The organism is Pseudomonas sp. Q11, from assembly GCF_024494355.1.
Taxonomy (GTDB): domain Bacteria; phylum Pseudomonadota; class Gammaproteobacteria; order Pseudomonadales; family Pseudomonadaceae; genus Aquipseudomonas; species Aquipseudomonas hefeiensis.
On the sequence record NZ_JAKNQY010000013.1, the window covers coordinates 40,387 to 54,845 of the forward strand.

General features: G+C 59.1%; 16 protein-coding genes. 12 read left to right on the top strand and 4 right to left on the bottom strand.

Translation table 11 applies throughout. The features are described 5' to 3' along the window. The first annotated feature begins 282 nt into the window (after positions 1-282). The 8 genes from metG (at position 283) to MA884_RS15220 (ending at position 7,068) form a co-directional block, all read left to right on the top strand. Positions 283-2,328, top strand: coding sequence for a methionine--tRNA ligase (metG, locus tag MA884_RS15185; RefSeq protein WP_256231289.1), 2,046 nt, complete (start codon positions 283-285; stop codon positions 2,326-2,328). A gap of 131 nt (positions 2,329-2,459) precedes the next feature. Next, entirely contained in the window at positions 2,460-3,032 is a 573-nt protein-coding gene (locus MA884_RS15190) for an Rnf-Nqr domain containing protein (protein ID WP_256231290.1), read from the top strand. Further along, positions 3,029-4,036, top strand: a complete 1,008-nt coding sequence (gene rsxB, locus MA884_RS15195) for an electron transport complex subunit RsxB (protein WP_256231291.1) — start codon at positions 3,029-3,031, stop codon at positions 4,034-4,036. Before MA884_RS15190 ends, rsxB begins: the two co-directional genes overlap by 4 nt. Then, on the top strand, positions 4,023-5,009 hold the full coding sequence (locus MA884_RS15200; protein WP_256231292.1) for an RnfABCDGE type electron transport complex subunit D: 987 nt from the start codon (positions 4,023-4,025) through the stop codon (positions 5,007-5,009). Before rsxB ends, MA884_RS15200 begins: the two co-directional genes overlap by 14 nt. Then, positions 5,006-5,617 (top strand): RnfABCDGE type electron transport complex subunit G, encoded by a 612-nt coding sequence (locus tag MA884_RS15205; RefSeq protein WP_256231293.1) that lies wholly within the window; start codon positions 5,006-5,008, stop codon positions 5,615-5,617. Before MA884_RS15200 ends, MA884_RS15205 begins: the two co-directional genes overlap by 4 nt. Then, a complete protein-coding gene (locus tag MA884_RS15210; protein ID WP_256231294.1) occupies positions 5,610-6,143 on the top strand; it encodes an Rnf-Nqr domain containing protein in 534 nt (177 codons plus the stop codon). The genes MA884_RS15205 and MA884_RS15210 overlap by 8 nt, the downstream gene beginning before the upstream one ends. Then, positions 6,140-6,778 (top strand): endonuclease III, encoded by a 639-nt coding sequence (gene nth / locus MA884_RS15215; protein ID WP_256231295.1) that lies wholly within the window; start codon positions 6,140-6,142, stop codon positions 6,776-6,778. Before MA884_RS15210 ends, nth begins: the two co-directional genes overlap by 4 nt. Before the next feature lie 107 nt (positions 6,779-6,885). Next, a complete protein-coding gene (locus tag MA884_RS15220) occupies positions 6,886-7,068 on the top strand; it encodes a PA3496 family putative envelope integrity protein (RefSeq protein WP_256231296.1) in 183 nt (60 codons plus the stop codon). 57 nt (positions 7,069-7,125) lie between these two features. Here the strand turns inward: MA884_RS15220 and MA884_RS15225 are convergent, their stop codons facing one another. Continuing rightward, positions 7,126-7,752: a response regulator transcription factor gene (locus MA884_RS15225; protein WP_256231297.1), complete on the bottom strand. Its 627-nt coding sequence runs from the start codon at positions 7,750-7,752 to the stop codon at positions 7,126-7,128. 474 nt (positions 7,753-8,226) lie between these two features. Between MA884_RS15225 and MA884_RS15230 the strand changes: the two genes are divergently transcribed. Further along, positions 8,227-8,727 (top strand): hypothetical protein, encoded by a 501-nt coding sequence (locus MA884_RS15230; protein WP_256231298.1) that lies wholly within the window; start codon positions 8,227-8,229, stop codon positions 8,725-8,727. A 103-nt stretch (positions 8,728-8,830) separates the two neighbouring features. On the opposite strand, the gene MA884_RS15235 is transcribed toward MA884_RS15230, so the two are convergent. Further along, on the bottom strand, positions 8,831-10,048 hold the full coding sequence (locus MA884_RS15235) for an argininosuccinate synthase (RefSeq protein ID WP_024779511.1): 1,218 nt from the start codon (positions 10,046-10,048) through the stop codon (positions 8,831-8,833). Between the two features lie 127 nt (positions 10,049-10,175). Further along, positions 10,176-11,141: an OmpA family protein gene (locus MA884_RS15240; RefSeq protein ID WP_256231299.1), complete on the bottom strand. Its 966-nt coding sequence runs from the start codon at positions 11,139-11,141 to the stop codon at positions 10,176-10,178. Between the two features lie 193 nt (positions 11,142-11,334). Between MA884_RS15240 and pyrC the strand changes: the two genes are divergently transcribed. Both pyrC and rnt read left to right on the top strand, forming a co-directional pair. Continuing rightward, positions 11,335-12,381: a dihydroorotase gene (gene pyrC, locus MA884_RS15245; protein ID WP_256231300.1), complete on the top strand. Its 1,047-nt coding sequence runs from the start codon at positions 11,335-11,337 to the stop codon at positions 12,379-12,381. Continuing rightward, entirely contained in the window at positions 12,378-13,055 is a 678-nt protein-coding gene (gene rnt / locus MA884_RS15250; protein WP_256231301.1) for a ribonuclease T, read from the top strand. Before pyrC ends, rnt begins: the two co-directional genes overlap by 4 nt. Before the next feature lie 202 nt (positions 13,056-13,257). Here rnt and MA884_RS15255 read toward each other — a convergent pair whose 3' ends face one another. Next, positions 13,258-13,860, bottom strand: a complete 603-nt coding sequence (locus MA884_RS15255) for a peroxiredoxin (RefSeq protein WP_092393176.1) — start codon at positions 13,858-13,860, stop codon at positions 13,258-13,260. Between the two features lie 303 nt (positions 13,861-14,163). Here MA884_RS15255 and MA884_RS15260 point away from each other — a divergent pair, with 303 nt between their 5' ends. After that, complete coding sequence (locus MA884_RS15260; protein WP_003178704.1) at positions 14,164-14,382, top strand: bacterioferritin-associated ferredoxin; 219 nt, start codon at positions 14,164-14,166, stop codon at positions 14,380-14,382. Positions 14,383-14,459: the final 77 nt, after the last annotated feature.

Consider the following 14,459-nt stretch of genomic DNA (forward strand, 5'->3'; position numbering starts at 1 on the left):
CTTTTGTGGCGACCCGCTTACGCAGGCAAGCACTGTTGTGGCTAGGAAGCTTGCTTGCGCTGTGTGGGAGCAAGGCTTGCCCGCGATGCAGGCGATGCGATCTTTCAGAAATCGAGGCGCCTGTTTCGCGAGCAAGCTTTGCTCCCACAATCCCCTCGCCACTGCCTGGCTTAATCCTTGCGCCGCCCCTAGCAATGCATCCGGAAACAGGCCAGTGGGGTGAAATATATTCCCCGGCGCTTTATAGTGGCCGACCTCCGTTTCATCAAGTAGCCGAGCCCCATGTCCGAGCCACGCAAGATTCTCGTCACCAGCGCCCTGCCCTATGCCAATGGTTCGATTCACCTCGGCCATATGCTGGAATACATCCAGACCGATATGTGGACGCGCTTCCAGAAACATCGCGGCAACCAGTGCATCTATGTCTGCGCCGACGACGCCCACGGTTCGGCCATCATGCTGCGTGCGGAAAAGGAAGGCATCACCCCGGAACAACTGATCGCCAACGTCCAGGCCGAACACAGCGCCGACTTTGCCGAGTTCCTGGTGGACTTCGACAACTTCCACTCCACTCACGCCGAAGAAAACCGTGAGCTGTCGAGCCAGATCTACCTGAAGCTGCGTGACGCCGGGCACATCGCCACGCGTTCGGTCACCCAGTATTTCGACCCGGAAAAGAACATGTTCCTGGCCGACCGCTTCATCAAGGGCACCTGCCCGAAATGTGGCACCGAAGACCAGTACGGCGACAACTGCGAAAAATGCGGCGCCACCTATGCACCGACCGACCTGAAAGACCCGAAATCGGCGATTTCCGGCGCCACCCCGGTGCTCAGGGACTCCCAGCACTTCTTCTTCAAGCTGCCGGACTTCCAGGACATGCTGCAAACCTGGACCCGCAGCGGCACGTTGCACGACGCGGTGGCCAACAAGCTCGCCGAATGGCTCGATTCCGGCCTGCAAGAGTGGGACATTTCCCGCGATGCGCCGTACTTCGGCTTCGAAATCCCCGGCGAACCGGGCAAGTATTTCTACGTGTGGCTGGACGCGCCCATCGGCTACATGGCGAGCTTCAAGAACCTGTGCGACCGCACCCCGGAGCTGGACTTCGACGCGTTCTGGGCAAAGGACTCCACGGCCGAGGTGTATCACTTCATCGGCAAGGACATTGTCAACTTCCACGCGCTGTTCTGGCCCGCCATGCTCGAAGGCGCCGGTTTCCGTAAACCGACCGGCATCAACGTCCACGGCTACCTGACCGTCAACGGCCAGAAAATGTCCAAGTCCCGTGGCACTTTCATCAAGGCCCGCACCTACCTGGATCACCTGTCGCCGGAATACCTGCGCTACTACTACGCGGCCAAGCTCGGCCGTGGCGTGGACGACCTGGACCTGAACCTCGAAGACTTCGTGCAGAAGGTCAACTCCGACCTGGTGGGCAAGGTGGTCAACATCGCCAGCCGTTGCGCCGGCTTCATCCACAAGGGCAACGCCGGTGTGCTGGTGGCCGGTAACGCCGCACCGGAGCTGACCGAAGCCTTCCTGGCGGCGGCCCCAAGCATCGCCGAAGCCTACGAGGCCCGTGACTTTGCCCGTGCGATGCGCGAGATCATGGCCCTGGCCGACCGCGCCAATGCCTGGATCGCCGACAAGGCACCGTGGTCACTGAACAAACAGGAAGGCAAGCAGGACGAAGTCCAGGCGATCTGCGCCCTGGGTATCAATCTGTTCCGCCAACTGGTGATCTTCCTCAAACCAGTGCTGCCGCTGCTGACCGCCGATGCCGAGGCATTCCTGAACGTCGCGCCGCTGACCTGGGACGACCACCGGACGCTGCTAAGCAACCATCAACTGAACGAGTTCAAGCCGCTGATGACTCGTATTGATGCCACCAAGGTGCAAGCCATGATCGACGCATCGAAAGAAGACCTGGCCGCCAGCCAGACCGACACCGGCGCCCCTGCCGGCAATGGCGAGCTGGCCAAGGACCCGCTGTCGCCGGAGATCGACTTCGACGCCTTTGCCGCCATCGACCTGCGCGTCGCCCTGATCGTCAAGGCTGAAGCCGTCGAGGGCGCCGACAAGTTGCTGCGCCTGACGCTGGACATCGGCGATGAGCAACGCAACGTGTTTTCCGGCATCAAGAGCGCCTATCCGGACCCGGCCAAGCTCGAAGGCCGGCTGACGATGATGATCGCCAACCTCAAACCACGCAAAATGCGCTTCGGTATCTCTGAAGGCATGGTGATGGCGGCCGGCCCCGGCGGTGAAGAAATCTACCTGCTGAGCCCCGACAGCGGCGCCAAGCCGGGTCAGCGGATCAAGTAACGCGACCGCGCGCTGTACCGATCCCACAGTCGCCCGGCAGGCGGCTGTGGGATTTTCATATCTGGCTCACCCTCCCGGCATGCCGGATAATGCCTAACCTCTATAGAAAGGTTCTTTTTGCCAGCACGCCCATGACCGAAATCGTTCTTACACTGTTCAGCGCCGCCCTGATCAACAACCTCGTGTTGCATTGGCCGCTGGGCGTCAATCCGCTGCTGGCGGCAAATGGAAGAACGCAAGTCCACGCCCTGGGCCTGGCAACGGCATGCCTGATGCTGATGGTCGGCACCTTGGGTTATCTAATCGATCATTGGCTGCTGGTTCCGGCAAACCTGACCTCGCTGCGCCTGCTTGCATGGCTGTCCTTGAGCGTGTTGCTGATTGCACCGTTGCTGCACTGGCTGGGGCGCTGGCTGCCGACGCTGCCGTTCGAGGGTTTGTGGCCACTGTTGCTGGGCAATGCCGGCATACTGGGCGTCACACTGCTCAATAGCCGGGATGACCAAGGCCTGGGCCTCGCCGTCGCCTCCAGCCTGGGCGCCGGGCTGGGGTTTTGGCTGGTGTTGAGCCTGTTCGATGATTTGCGTCAGCGCACCTTCGATAACGATATCCCCAGGCCCTTTCGTGGCCTGCCGATCCAGTTGATCGGCGCAGGGCTCATGGCGGTGGCATTTCTTGGATTGCGCGGGCTGGTCAAAGCATGAGTCTGATTCAACGTATCGACGCCCTGTTGCCGCAGACCCAATGCGGCAAGTGCGGCCACCCCGGGTGCAAGCCCTACGCCGAAGGCATCGCCCAGGGCGAGTCGATCAACAAGTGTCCGCCCGGAGGCAGTGAGACCATCGCGGCCTTGGCCGACCTGATGAAAGTGCCGGTGCTTGAGCTGGATACCAGCCGTGGTTCAGCCCCGGCACAGATCGCTTTTATTCGCGAAGCCGAATGCATCGGTTGCACCAAATGCATCCAGGCCTGTCCGGTGGACGCGATTGTCGGCGCGGCAAAGCTGATGCACACGGTCCTCGTCGACGAATGCACAGGCTGCGATCTTTGCGTGGCGCCCTGCCCCGTCGACTGCATCGAAATGCACCCATTGCCGACAGCAACCGTGGTGCCAGTGATTGGCGGCTTGGCCCCCAGCGTCGAAGAGCAGCAGGCGCGCACCGCCAAACGCAATCATGCCCGCCGGCGCTTCGAACAACGCAACGCACGCCTGCGCCGCGAAGAGGAGCAGCGTCTCGCCGAGCGCCTGGCCCGTACACAGCATGCCTCCCAGGCCCAAACCTCGTCCCTCGATCCAGTACAAGCCGCACTGGAACGTGTACGAGCGCAAAAAGCCGCGAACGCCGACGCAGCCTTGAAAAAAGCCAAGGTCGACCTGGCGATGAGCCGGGCGCAGTTAAACAAATCCTTGAAAGCATTCGGCCACCCGCCGACCTTCGAACAACAGTCGCAATTGATCGTGCTACAGCGCCAGTTCGAAGCGGCGCAACACGCCTTGACGCAGTTGGAAGGCGCTGCTCAGCCCATCACTTCAACCCCGGCACCCGTTCAAAGTGCCGAGCTGAAGCGGGCCAAGATCCAATTGGCGATGCGTCGCGCTGAACTCAGCAAGGCCCGGGCCGCCGGGGCGCCGGATGAACACATGCAGGCCCTGGAACAAGCGGTGAAAGACGCCGAACGCCAGGTGGATGCTCATGTCGCTCCCTGAGCCCATGGACGAACGGCTGCGGCAGGCAATGTTGCAGGTGCTGCTGGCGACACTGCCCGGCATTCTGGCGTTGACGTGGTTTTATGGCTGGGGCGTGGTACTCAACCTGCTGCTCGCGGGCCTTAGCGCACTGGCTGTCGAAGCACTGGTGTTGCGCTTGCGGCGCCGACCGCTCAAACCCGAACTGAACGATGCCAGCGCGCTGGTCAGCGCCACGCTACTGGCGCTGGCCTTGCCGGCGTATTGCCCCTGGTGGCTGACCGTCACAGCGACGGCGTGCGCCTTGGTGTTCGGTAAGCACCTTTGGGGCGGTGTCGGCAATAACCCATTCAACCCGGCGATGCTCGGCTACACCCTGGTGCTGGTAGCGTTTCCCCAGCAACTGAATCAATGGCCTGCACTTCATGGCCTGGGCCTGTCTGAAGGCTTGCAACAGGTGTTCGGCGTTCAACCGGGGCCTGATGGGTGGGCAGGCGCAACGGCCCTGGACAGCCTGCGAATCAACAAAAGCCTGACCATTGATGAATTGTTCGCCGCCAACCCGGCATTCGGACGCTGGGGTGGGCGCGGCGTCGAGTGGATCAACCTGGCGTTTCTGGCCGGCGGACTGTTCCTGCTGCAACAACGGGTGTTCAGTTGGCACGCGCCGGTGGGCATGCTCGCTGGCTTGTTCATCATCAGCTTGTTGTGCTGGAACGGGTCGGGCTCGGACTCCAATGGCTCGCCGTTGTTTCATCTGCTCACTGGCGCGACCATGCTGGGTGCGTTTTTTATCGTGACCGAACCGGTTTCGGGCGCCAAAGCCCCCCTCGCTCGCCTGCTGTTTGGCGCAGGCGTAGGACTGCTGGCTTATCTGATCCGAACCTGGGGTGGTTACCCGGACGGCGTGGCGTTTGCGGTGCTGCTGATGAACCTCGGCGTGCCCGCACTGGAGCGTTTCGCCGAGGCGCGACACAGGCGGCAGCCCCAATGAAAAACCACCATGGCGTTGCCATCCTGGCTCTGCTGATCGGTCTCGGTACCGGGGCCACTTACCTTACCCAACTGGGTACCGCAAAGCGCATCAACGATCAGCAGCAAGCCATCGCGAACAGAGCCTTGCTCGAGGTACTGCCGGCCGACCGTTATGACAATCGACCATTGGCGCAGCCTGTCGTAACGGCCCCCGTGGCCTTGGCCCATAGCACGCTGTTGCGCGGTTATCTGGCGACTCGCGCCAGCCAGCCCAGCGCAGTATTGCTGCGTAGCCAGACGCTCGGCTATGAAGGCAGCATCGAATTACTGGTCGCTATCGATACGCAGGGGCGGTTGCTGGGTGTGAAAACCCTGCGCCAGACAGAAACTCCCGGCCTGGGCGCGGCCATCGCCGGCTGGCCGAACGCTTGGCTGCAAACCTTCAACGGTAAATCGCTCCAAGCCCCCACCGACAGCGGCTGGGCCTTGAAAAAGGATCAGGGACAGTTCGATCAGCTGGCTGGCGCGACCGTCACGTCCCGGTCAGTCCTGCAGGCCGTTCACGATGCATTGCGTTACTTCGACGAGCATAAGGCTCAACTGACCGGAGTGAGCATTGATGAATAAACCATTGGTACTGACCCGCGGCCTGCTGCTTGTCCCCTTGGTCGGCGCCAGCGATTCGCTGGTAAACGCGCTGGGCTTATGGCTGGCCTGGGCACTGATCAGTGCCGGCCATGGTTTGGCCATGGGGCTGTTACGGCCACGCCTGACAGCAAATCAGCGGTTGCTCGCATCCGTCGTGCTGGCCGCAACCCTGACAGCTTGCGCAGGCCTTATTGCACAAGCCTGGGTACTGGAACTGTATCAACCGCTGAGCCTTTACATTGGCTGGATCGCCTTGAGCTGCGTGGTGCTGGAGCATGACGACGCCTTCGTCGGCTCGCGCCTGCCCGAACATCTCAGGCTGGCGGGGCTGTTCGGCCTGCTGATGATCGGCTTGGGCACCCTGCGCGAGCTGATCGGCAACGCAATATCACTGGCCTTGCTCGCCCCTGGCGGATTCATTCTGCTCGGCCTGCTGCTGGCAGCACGGCAGGCCTGGACAGGCGCTAAACCCCACTCAACGATCGAGGAAACGCCGCGCCCATGAACGCCGCAAAACGCCTGGAAATATTCCGTCGCTTGCACGAAGACAACCCGGAACCGAAGACCGAACTGGCCTACAACTCGCCGTTCGAACTGTTGATCGCGGTGATTCTGTCGGCCCAGTCCACCGACGTCGGCGTCAACAAGGCCACGGCCAAACTGTTTCCAGTGGCCAACACGCCGCAGGCGATCCACGCCCTGGGCGTCGAAGGGCTGTCCGAATACATCAAGACCATCGGCCTTTTCAACAGCAAGGCGAAAAACGTCATCGAGACCTGCCGCCTGCTGACGGAGCGCCACGGTGGCGAAGTCCCACAAACTCGCGAGGCGCTGGAAGCCCTTCCAGGTGTCGGTCGCAAAACCGCTAACGTGGTGCTCAATACCGCATTTCGTCAGTTGACCATGGCGGTCGACACCCACATTTTCCGCGTCAGCAACCGAACCGGGTTGGCACCGGGCAAAAATGTTGTGGAAGTGGAAAAAAAATTGATGAAATTCGTACCGAAAGAATTTTTGCTCGATTCCCACCACTGGCTCATCCTTCACGGACGCTACGTCTGCCTGGCGCGCAAGCCCCGCTGTGGCAGTTGCCGGATCGAGGATCTATGCGAATACAAGCACAAGACCTCCGACGATTGAGGCGCTATTGCTTTTATTGATTCGACGATTGAAAAAATCTTTTTTACCCGCCGGTGGTTTGTCGATATAAGGAGCGCCAAAGGCAGTCTAAGCCTGGAGTCGATCCCATGAGTGCTGGCAAAGAACAACTGGATGTAGAAGACGAATTCATCGCCGTAGAGACCGAGGATGCTGAACCCGTGGTCGTGGAAACAGCGAAGACCAATCTGAGCAAACGTCGCACGATCGATAATCTGCTGGAGGAGCGTCGATTGCAGAAACAACTGGCCGATTACGACTTTGACCTCTGACACGTAAAAGCCTCCCTGATGGAGGCTTTTTACTGAGCACGCGTGACCGGGAAAAACTCACACCAACCCATTACGCTGCGCCAGTTCGATCAGATCCACCAGCGAGCGAGCATTAAGCTTCAACAACAAGCGGGTCTTGTATGTACTGACGGTCTTGTTACTCAGGAACATCCCATCGGCAATTTCCTTGTTGGTTTTTCCGCGAGCCAGTTGCTGCAAGACCATCATTTCTCGCCCGGACAAACGATCCACCATATCGGACTCGCTTGCGTTCCCCAGGCTCGAACGCACGGTATGCAGCGCCTGGTTGGGGAAATAGCTGTAACCGGACAGCACCGCCTTGATTGCACTGAGCAACTCAGTGAGATCCTGTTGCTTGCACACATAACCGGCCGCCCCCGTCTGCATGCACCGCATCGAAAAATGTCCAGGTGCCTGGGAAGTCAGCACCAGGACTTTCAAAGGCGAAGGGTTGGCAGTCAGCCGTGCGATGACCTCCAACCCGTCCAGTTTCGGAATACCGATATCCAGAATAACGATATCGGGCATAAGTTCACGGGCAAGTTGCAACGCATCGACGCCATTATCGGTTTCGGCAATAACTTCATATCCATGACGCTCCATTAGCAAACGTACAGCAAGACGAATGACGGGATGATCATCCACGATCAGCACTTTATTCATGGGCAAATCCAACTTCGCTGTTCGAATTTTTAGAGCACGCACAATAGCCTAGTCAATTCTACCTTGGCATGCCGCCCCCCCTGACTGCTCGCACCGAGAGACGCAACCTACAAGCGATACAGAAAAATCCTACAAATTCCTTTGAAAATAACGTGCCATGAATTTCTTTACAGAGAGGGGACGGTTCGTCCAGCGACCCGCTCCCCCTCTGAATCAAGCGCTGCTTTACTCCCCCACCGCCCGTTGTGCATGTTGCCGGAAGTCACCGTGTTCATAAAAAGTAACTGAATTATTTACCAACAAAACAACAACACCTCCATTTAAATGAATTTGAACTAACATAAAAAATAAGCGAAATTAACTCAACCCATCCGTCCAGAAACCGCTGGCATTATCAGCCCCACACTGAACTTAGCAATTCTTCATTCCAGCCAACTTCAATCACCGAGCCCGAATAACCGATGAGCATCAACCATGAACAAACCATTGAAAACCATCACCAACCCCATGACACTGATCGCTATATTCGCAACTTTATCCGAGACTTCCGCCGCTATTTCCCTGCCCTTCCTGGACGATCAGGACCGTGAATACTACCTCTGGTTTCTGATCAGCTTTCCTTTCTATTTATTGCTTCTTTTCTTCATCACACTCAATTTCAACTATCGTTCGTTATATTCACCTTCCGATTTTCGCAAGAGCAAACACTTCATGAAGACCATGGATGACTCGAGCAGTCGGCGTAAACGCATCTTCCGTCGGACGAACAAAGTTAAAAGATTGCCGATACGTTTTCATCGACGGAAAAAGGAACCGCAACGGGTCATTTTCCTGGTACACAAACCTTCAGAAGACTTGATCGAGGCCAATCGACCAAAACGCTCAAAGCAAACCACGGAACACACACCCATCGTCATCTACATCATTTGCAGCCGCGACAACGCAGAAGTTGCACCGGACAGACAGGATGGATGAGTGGTCAAGAGACCGCGCCGCAACGAATGAGCAGCACATGAGAAAGGGAACCCGAAAAAAAACGGCCTGCACATGGCAGGCCGTTTTCATGGAGCAGCAAGGATCAGAACAGCTTGCGACCCTTGTTCGCCGCGATGCGCATGCGCAGGGCGTTAAGCTTGATGAAGCCGGCGGCATCGGCCTGGTTGTAAGCACCACCGTCCTCTTCGAAGGTCGCGATGTTGGCATCGAACAGTGAGTCGTCAGACTTGCGCCCGGTGACGATGACATTGCCCTTGTACAGTTTCAGGCGCACGACGCCATTCACGTTGACCTGAGAGGCGTCGATCATCTGTTGCAGCATCAGACGCTCCGGGCTCCACCAGTAACCGGTGTAGATCAGGCTGGCGTACTTGGGCATCAACTCGTCTTTGAGGTGAGCCACTTCGCGGTCCAGGGTGATCGACTCGATCGCGCGGTGAGCGCGCAGCATGATGGTACCGCCCGGGGTTTCGTAGCAACCACGAGACTTCATACCGACATAGCGGTTCTCGACGATGTCCAGACGACCAATGCCGTGTTCGCCACCGATGCGGTTCAAGGTCGCCAGCACAGTGGCCGGGCTCATTTCCACGCCGTCCAGCGCGACGATATCGCCGTTGCGATAGGTCAGCTCCAGGTATTGCGGGGTGTCAGGAGCCTTCTCCGGGGAGACGGTCCAGCGCCACATGTCTTCTTCGTGCTCGGTCCAGGTGTCTTCCAGCACGCCGCCTTCATAGGAGATGTGCAGCAGGTTGGCGTCCATCGAGTACGGGGATTTCTTCTTGCCATGACGCTCGATCGGAATCGCGTGCTTCTCGGCGTAGTCCATCAGCTTTTCACGGGACAGCAAGTCCCACTCGCGCCACGGAGCGATGACTTTCACGCCGGGTTTGAGGGCATAGGCACCGAGCTCGAAACGTACCTGATCGTTGCCCTTGCCGGTGGCACCGTGGGAAATGGCGTCGGCACCGGTTTCGTTGGCGATTTCGATCAGGCGCTTGGCGATCAACGGACGGGCGATGGACGTACCCAGCAGGTACTCGCCTTCGTAAACAGTGTTGGCGCGGAACATCGGGAACACGAAGTCGCGGACGAACTCTTCGCGCAGGTCATCGATGTAGATCTCTTTGACGCCCATGGCCTGAGCCTTGGCGCGTGCAGGTTCGACTTCTTCGCCCTGCCCCAGGTCAGCGGTGAAGGTCACCACTTCGCAGTTATAAGTGTCCTGCAGCCACTTGAGGATCACCGAAGTGTCCAGGCCGCCGGAATACGCCAGAACGACCTTGTTTACGTCCGCCATGCCATCACTCCACGGGTTGTACGGAAAGCCGGGAAGTCTAACGTCCAGCGCGGATAATTTACAGGGGCGCGACAGCTTATGACGACGAAGCGACAGATTATGTCGAGCGCGCGACGATGCACATCGGTCAGGATGTCCGCGCGGTGGTGGCGGCAGTGGGCCTGGCTGGCGTCGCGGTCGGCGCCGGAACCTTGGCAGGGGGCGACGCGGCAGGTGTGGCCTGCGGTGCCGGTGCTTCGGGCACCGCCACCCGCTCCAGGCGCACGGCCACACGACGGTTCTTGGCCCGATTGGCGGCACTGGTGTTGGGCACCAGGGGGTACCGCTCGCCGTGGAACCGCACGGTGATCTGTGATTCCTGAAAGCCGTTGGCCTTGAAAAAATCCTGGACCGCCAAGGCCCGGCGACGCGACAGCTCACGGTTGGTCAGACGGTTGCCGGTATTGTCGGAGTGACCGTCGAGTTCGACATGATTGACGGTCGGGTCGGCCTTGATGAAATCGATCATGACTTGCAACTGAGCCTTGGCCCGGGCGTCGAGTTCAATCCCTTCGCCGGGAAAGCCGATTTGCGAATGCTTCACCTGCTCGAAATTCTTTGGCAGCAGTTTCGCCACACAGCCCTGGTAATCGTTGAAGGCCTTGTTGAAGCGCACAGGCAGCAGCCGGACTTCCGAAACCCGCCCGTCCCCGGTGTTACGCCGCACCACGGGACTGCGACCTTCCATCAGCCCGCTGATCAAACGGCCCGCCTGGACCTGGGAGCTGTTGAACAATACATCGCCGCCGCCGAGCCTGACCGAGCCCAGGTTGATGTCGCCCCGCCCGGGTTGCCAAGGCGCGGCGGCCGCCAGCAAGGTTGCGGAACCGCCACCGAGCATCGGGTTATGGGACTTGAGCCGGAAGATCGCCTGCTCGCCGGCCCGACGCACAAATTCGCCGCTGCCGAAATCGGTGACCGGCTGACTCAGCCGGCACTCGAACTTGTCGCCTTCGACCGTCCACTCAATGCTCTCCAGACGGGTCTGGAAAGTGAGCGCCATGGCGGGAAGGCTGGCAAACACACTGAGCAAGGCTAAATAACGCTGGCGCACGGGAGGCTCCAATGGCTTTTTATACGAAGATCGACACACGTTGAGAGTATGACGCCTGTCCGGGGGCACCCCACTGATTCGTGGCACACCTGTACGAGCTATCGGTAACTTGCGCCAGAACTTGATAGCGGGTGCCTGAATCGGTCTTTTCCGGTAGCATTCCCCAGAGTTTGACCCGCCTGGAAGCCCCCCAATGTCCGACCGCCTGACCCTGCTGCGTCCCGACGACTGGCATATTCATCTTCGCGATGGTGCTGTGTTGACCCATACCGTCGCCGATGTCGCGCGCACCTTCGGGCGCGCAATCATCATGCCTAACCTGGTTCCGCCAGTGCGCAACGCCGCCGAGGCCAACGGCTATCGCAAGCGCATCCTCGACGCACGCCCGGCTGGCAGCCGTTTCGAACCGCTGATGGTGCTGTACCTCACCGACCGCACCCAGCCCGAAGAAATACGCGATGCCAAGGCCAGCGGCTTCGTCCATGCCGCCAAGCTGTACCCCGCTGGCGCCACCACCAACTCCGATTCCGGTGTCACCAGCATCGACAAGATCTTCCCGGCGCTGGAGGCCATGGCCGAAGTCGGCATGCCGTTGTTGATCCACGGTGAGGTCACTCGCAGTGACGTCGACGTGTTCGACCGCGAGAAAATCTTCATCGATGAGCACATGCGTCGCGTCGTGGAGCGCTTCCCGACGCTCAAGGTGGTGTTCGAACACATCACCACCGGTGATGCCGTGCAGTTCGTCAACGAAGCCCCGGCGAACGTTGGCGCGACCATTACCGCGCATCATCTGCTGTACAACCGCAACCACATGCTGGTGGGCGGGATCCGGCCGCACTTCTATTGCCTGCCGATCCTCAAGCGCAACACCCATCAAGAGGCCTTGCTCGACGCCGCCACCAGCGGCAGCGCCAAGTTTTTCCTCGGTACGGACTCAGCGCCACACGCCCGCCACGCCAAGGAAGCAGCCTGTGGTTGCGCCGGCTGCTACACCGCCTACGCCGCCATCGAGATGTACGCCGAGGCGTTCGAACAACGCAATGCGCTGGACAAACTCGAAGGCTTCGCCAGCCTGCATGGCCCGCGTTTCTACGGTCTACCAGTGAACACCGATCGTATTACCCTGGTTCGCGACGAGTGGACCGCCCCCGCCAGCCTGCCTTTTGGCGAGCTGACTGTTATCCCGCTGCGCGCCGGTGAAAAACTGCGCTGGCGCCTGCTGGAGGAAAGTGTGTGAGTGAAGATCATTTCGACGATGAGCAGGATGGCAACGGTGGCTCGGGCGGTGCCCGTCACCCCATGGCAGCCCGCTTCCGAGGCTATCTGCCGGTCGTCGTCGACGTAGAAACCGGCGGTTTCAACTCCGCCACCGATGCGCTGCTGGAGATCGCCGCGACCACCATTGGCATGGACGAAAAAGGTTTTGTGTTCCCCGATCACACCTACTTCTTCCGCGTCGAACCTTTCGAAGGCGCCAACATCGAAGCGGCGGCCCTGGAGTTCACCGGGATCAAGCTTGATCACCCATTGCGCATGGCGGTGAGCGAAGAGACGGCCCTGACCGACATTTTCCGTGGCGTGCGCAAAGCGCTGAAAGCCAACGGTTGCAAACGGGCGATCCTGGTCGGCCACAACAGCAGCTTCGACCTGGGTTTTCTCAATGCCGCCGTTGCGCGCCTGGACATGAAGCGTAACCCGTTCCATCCATTTTCCAGCTTCGACACCGCGACCCTGGCGGGCCTGGCGTACGGCCAGACCGTCCTGGCCAAGGCCTGTCAGGCGGCTGACATCGACTTTGATGGGCGTGAAGCCCACTCGGCCCGCTACGACACCGAGAAGACCGCCGAGTTGTTCTGCGGCATCGTCAATCGGTGGAAAGACATGGGTGGCTGGCAGGATTTCGACGATTGACAGGCTGAGTAAGCATCAGGACTGTGGGAGCAAGGCTTGCCCGCGATGAAAACGACACGGTGTCCCAGAGATACCGAGGCGCCTGTATCGCGAGCAAGCTTTGCTCCCACAGCTGTTGCGGGTGTTTTCCAACAATGGGGATAAATCCTTCCCCATAAAAAAACCGGCCCATCGAGGGCCGGTTTTTTTATGCCTGTTGCGCTTACAGCTTGTCGCTGTGCTCGCCCAGGTAGGCGGCAACACCTTCAGGAGATGCGGTCATGCCCTTGTCGCCTTTCTTCCAGTTGGCCGGGCAAACTTCGCCGTGCTCTTCGTGGAACTGCAACGCGTCGACCAGACGGATCAGCTCTTCCATGTTACGGCCCAGCGGCAGGTCGTTGATGATCTGCGAACGGACAACGCCCTTGTCGTCGATCAGGAACGCGCCACGGAAGGCCACGCCGCCTTCGGACTCAACGTCGTAGGCCTTGGCGATTTCGTGCTTCATGTCAGCAGCCATGGTGTATTTCACCTGGCCGATACCACCACCGTTGATAGGCGTGTTGCGCCAGGCGTTGTGGGTGAAGTGCGAGTCGATCGAAACGGCAACCACTTCAACGTTGCGGGCCTTGAAGTCGTCCATGCGGTGATCCAGCGCGATCAGCTCGGATGGGCAGACGAAAGTGAAGTCCAGCGGGTAGAAAAACACCAGGCCGTATTTGCCTTTGATGGCCGAGGACAGGGTGAAGCTGTCGACGATTTCGCCGTTGCCCAGAACGGCTGGAACGGTGAAGTCAGGGGCTTGTTTGCCTACGAGTACGCTCATTGGATATCTCCTGGTGAATAACGTGAAAACAAGGTCCGGGCCAGCCTGCCACCCTCAGGCGACAGCCCTGTGACACGAACCCGCTTGCAAGGGCCGACCATCATACACCGCGAATTTGGACTGTCTTCAACGGTTTTTCGGCGAGTCCAAAAATCCTTTCCCTTTGTATGTCCCCTCGTTGGCCATGGATAAAAAACCGTTCGTCAGCTCTGGCGCAAGGGTTTCAGAAAGCACTTTGACAATCATTCTCGTTAACATTAAGATCCATCTCAATTGAGTCACAACCAGCGACGGTTCTTGCTTATGTATGTTTGCCTCTGCACTGGCGTCACCGACGGACAAATCCGCGAAGCGATCTATGAAGGTTGCTGCAGCTACCGCGAAGTCCGCCAGGCCACCGGCGTAGCCAGCCAATGCGGAAAATGTGCTTGCCTTGCCAAGGAAGTGGTTCGCGAAACCCTCGCCAAAGTGCAAACGGCCCAGGCCTCGATTCCCTATCCGGTAGAATTTACTGCCGCTTAAATCCAGCTTCTTGAAGAACCGGGCTCAATGCCCGGTTTTTTTATGCCTGTAAATCAAACGCTTAGCCTCCAGACGCG

Excerpts from the sequence above, each read along its gene's own strand:
- pyrC (WP_256231300.1), top strand. The coding sequence starts at position 11,335 with ATGTCCGACCGCCTGACCCTGCTGCGTCCCGACGACTGGCATATTCAT.
- metG (WP_256231289.1), top strand. The coding sequence starts at position 283 with ATGTCCGAGCCACGCAAGATTCTCGTCACCAGCGCCCTGCCCTATGCC.
- MA884_RS15235 (WP_024779511.1), bottom strand. The coding sequence starts at position 10,048 with ATGGCGGACGTAAACAAGGTCGTTCTGGCGTATTCCGGCGGCCTGGAC.
- MA884_RS15220 (WP_256231296.1), top strand. The coding sequence starts at position 6,886 with ATGAGTGCTGGCAAAGAACAACTGGATGTAGAAGACGAATTCATCGCC.
- MA884_RS15200 (WP_256231292.1), top strand. The coding sequence starts at position 4,023 with ATGTCGCTCCCTGAGCCCATGGACGAACGGCTGCGGCAGGCAATGTTG.
- nth (WP_256231295.1), top strand. The coding sequence starts at position 6,140 with ATGAACGCCGCAAAACGCCTGGAAATATTCCGTCGCTTGCACGAAGAC.
- MA884_RS15230 (WP_256231298.1), top strand. The coding sequence starts at position 8,227 with ATGAACAAACCATTGAAAACCATCACCAACCCCATGACACTGATCGCT.
- MA884_RS15225 (WP_256231297.1), bottom strand. The coding sequence starts at position 7,752 with ATGAATAAAGTGCTGATCGTGGATGATCATCCCGTCATTCGTCTTGCT.
- MA884_RS15255 (WP_092393176.1), bottom strand. The coding sequence starts at position 13,860 with ATGAGCGTACTCGTAGGCAAACAAGCCCCTGACTTCACCGTTCCAGCC.
- MA884_RS15210 (WP_256231294.1), top strand. The coding sequence starts at position 5,610 with ATGAATAAACCATTGGTACTGACCCGCGGCCTGCTGCTTGTCCCCTTG.
- MA884_RS15260 (WP_003178704.1), top strand. The coding sequence starts at position 14,164 with ATGTATGTTTGCCTCTGCACTGGCGTCACCGACGGACAAATCCGCGAA.
- MA884_RS15205 (WP_256231293.1), top strand. The coding sequence starts at position 5,006 with ATGAAAAACCACCATGGCGTTGCCATCCTGGCTCTGCTGATCGGTCTC.
- rsxB (WP_256231291.1), top strand. The coding sequence starts at position 3,029 with ATGAGTCTGATTCAACGTATCGACGCCCTGTTGCCGCAGACCCAATGC.
- MA884_RS15190 (WP_256231290.1), top strand. The coding sequence starts at position 2,460 with ATGACCGAAATCGTTCTTACACTGTTCAGCGCCGCCCTGATCAACAAC.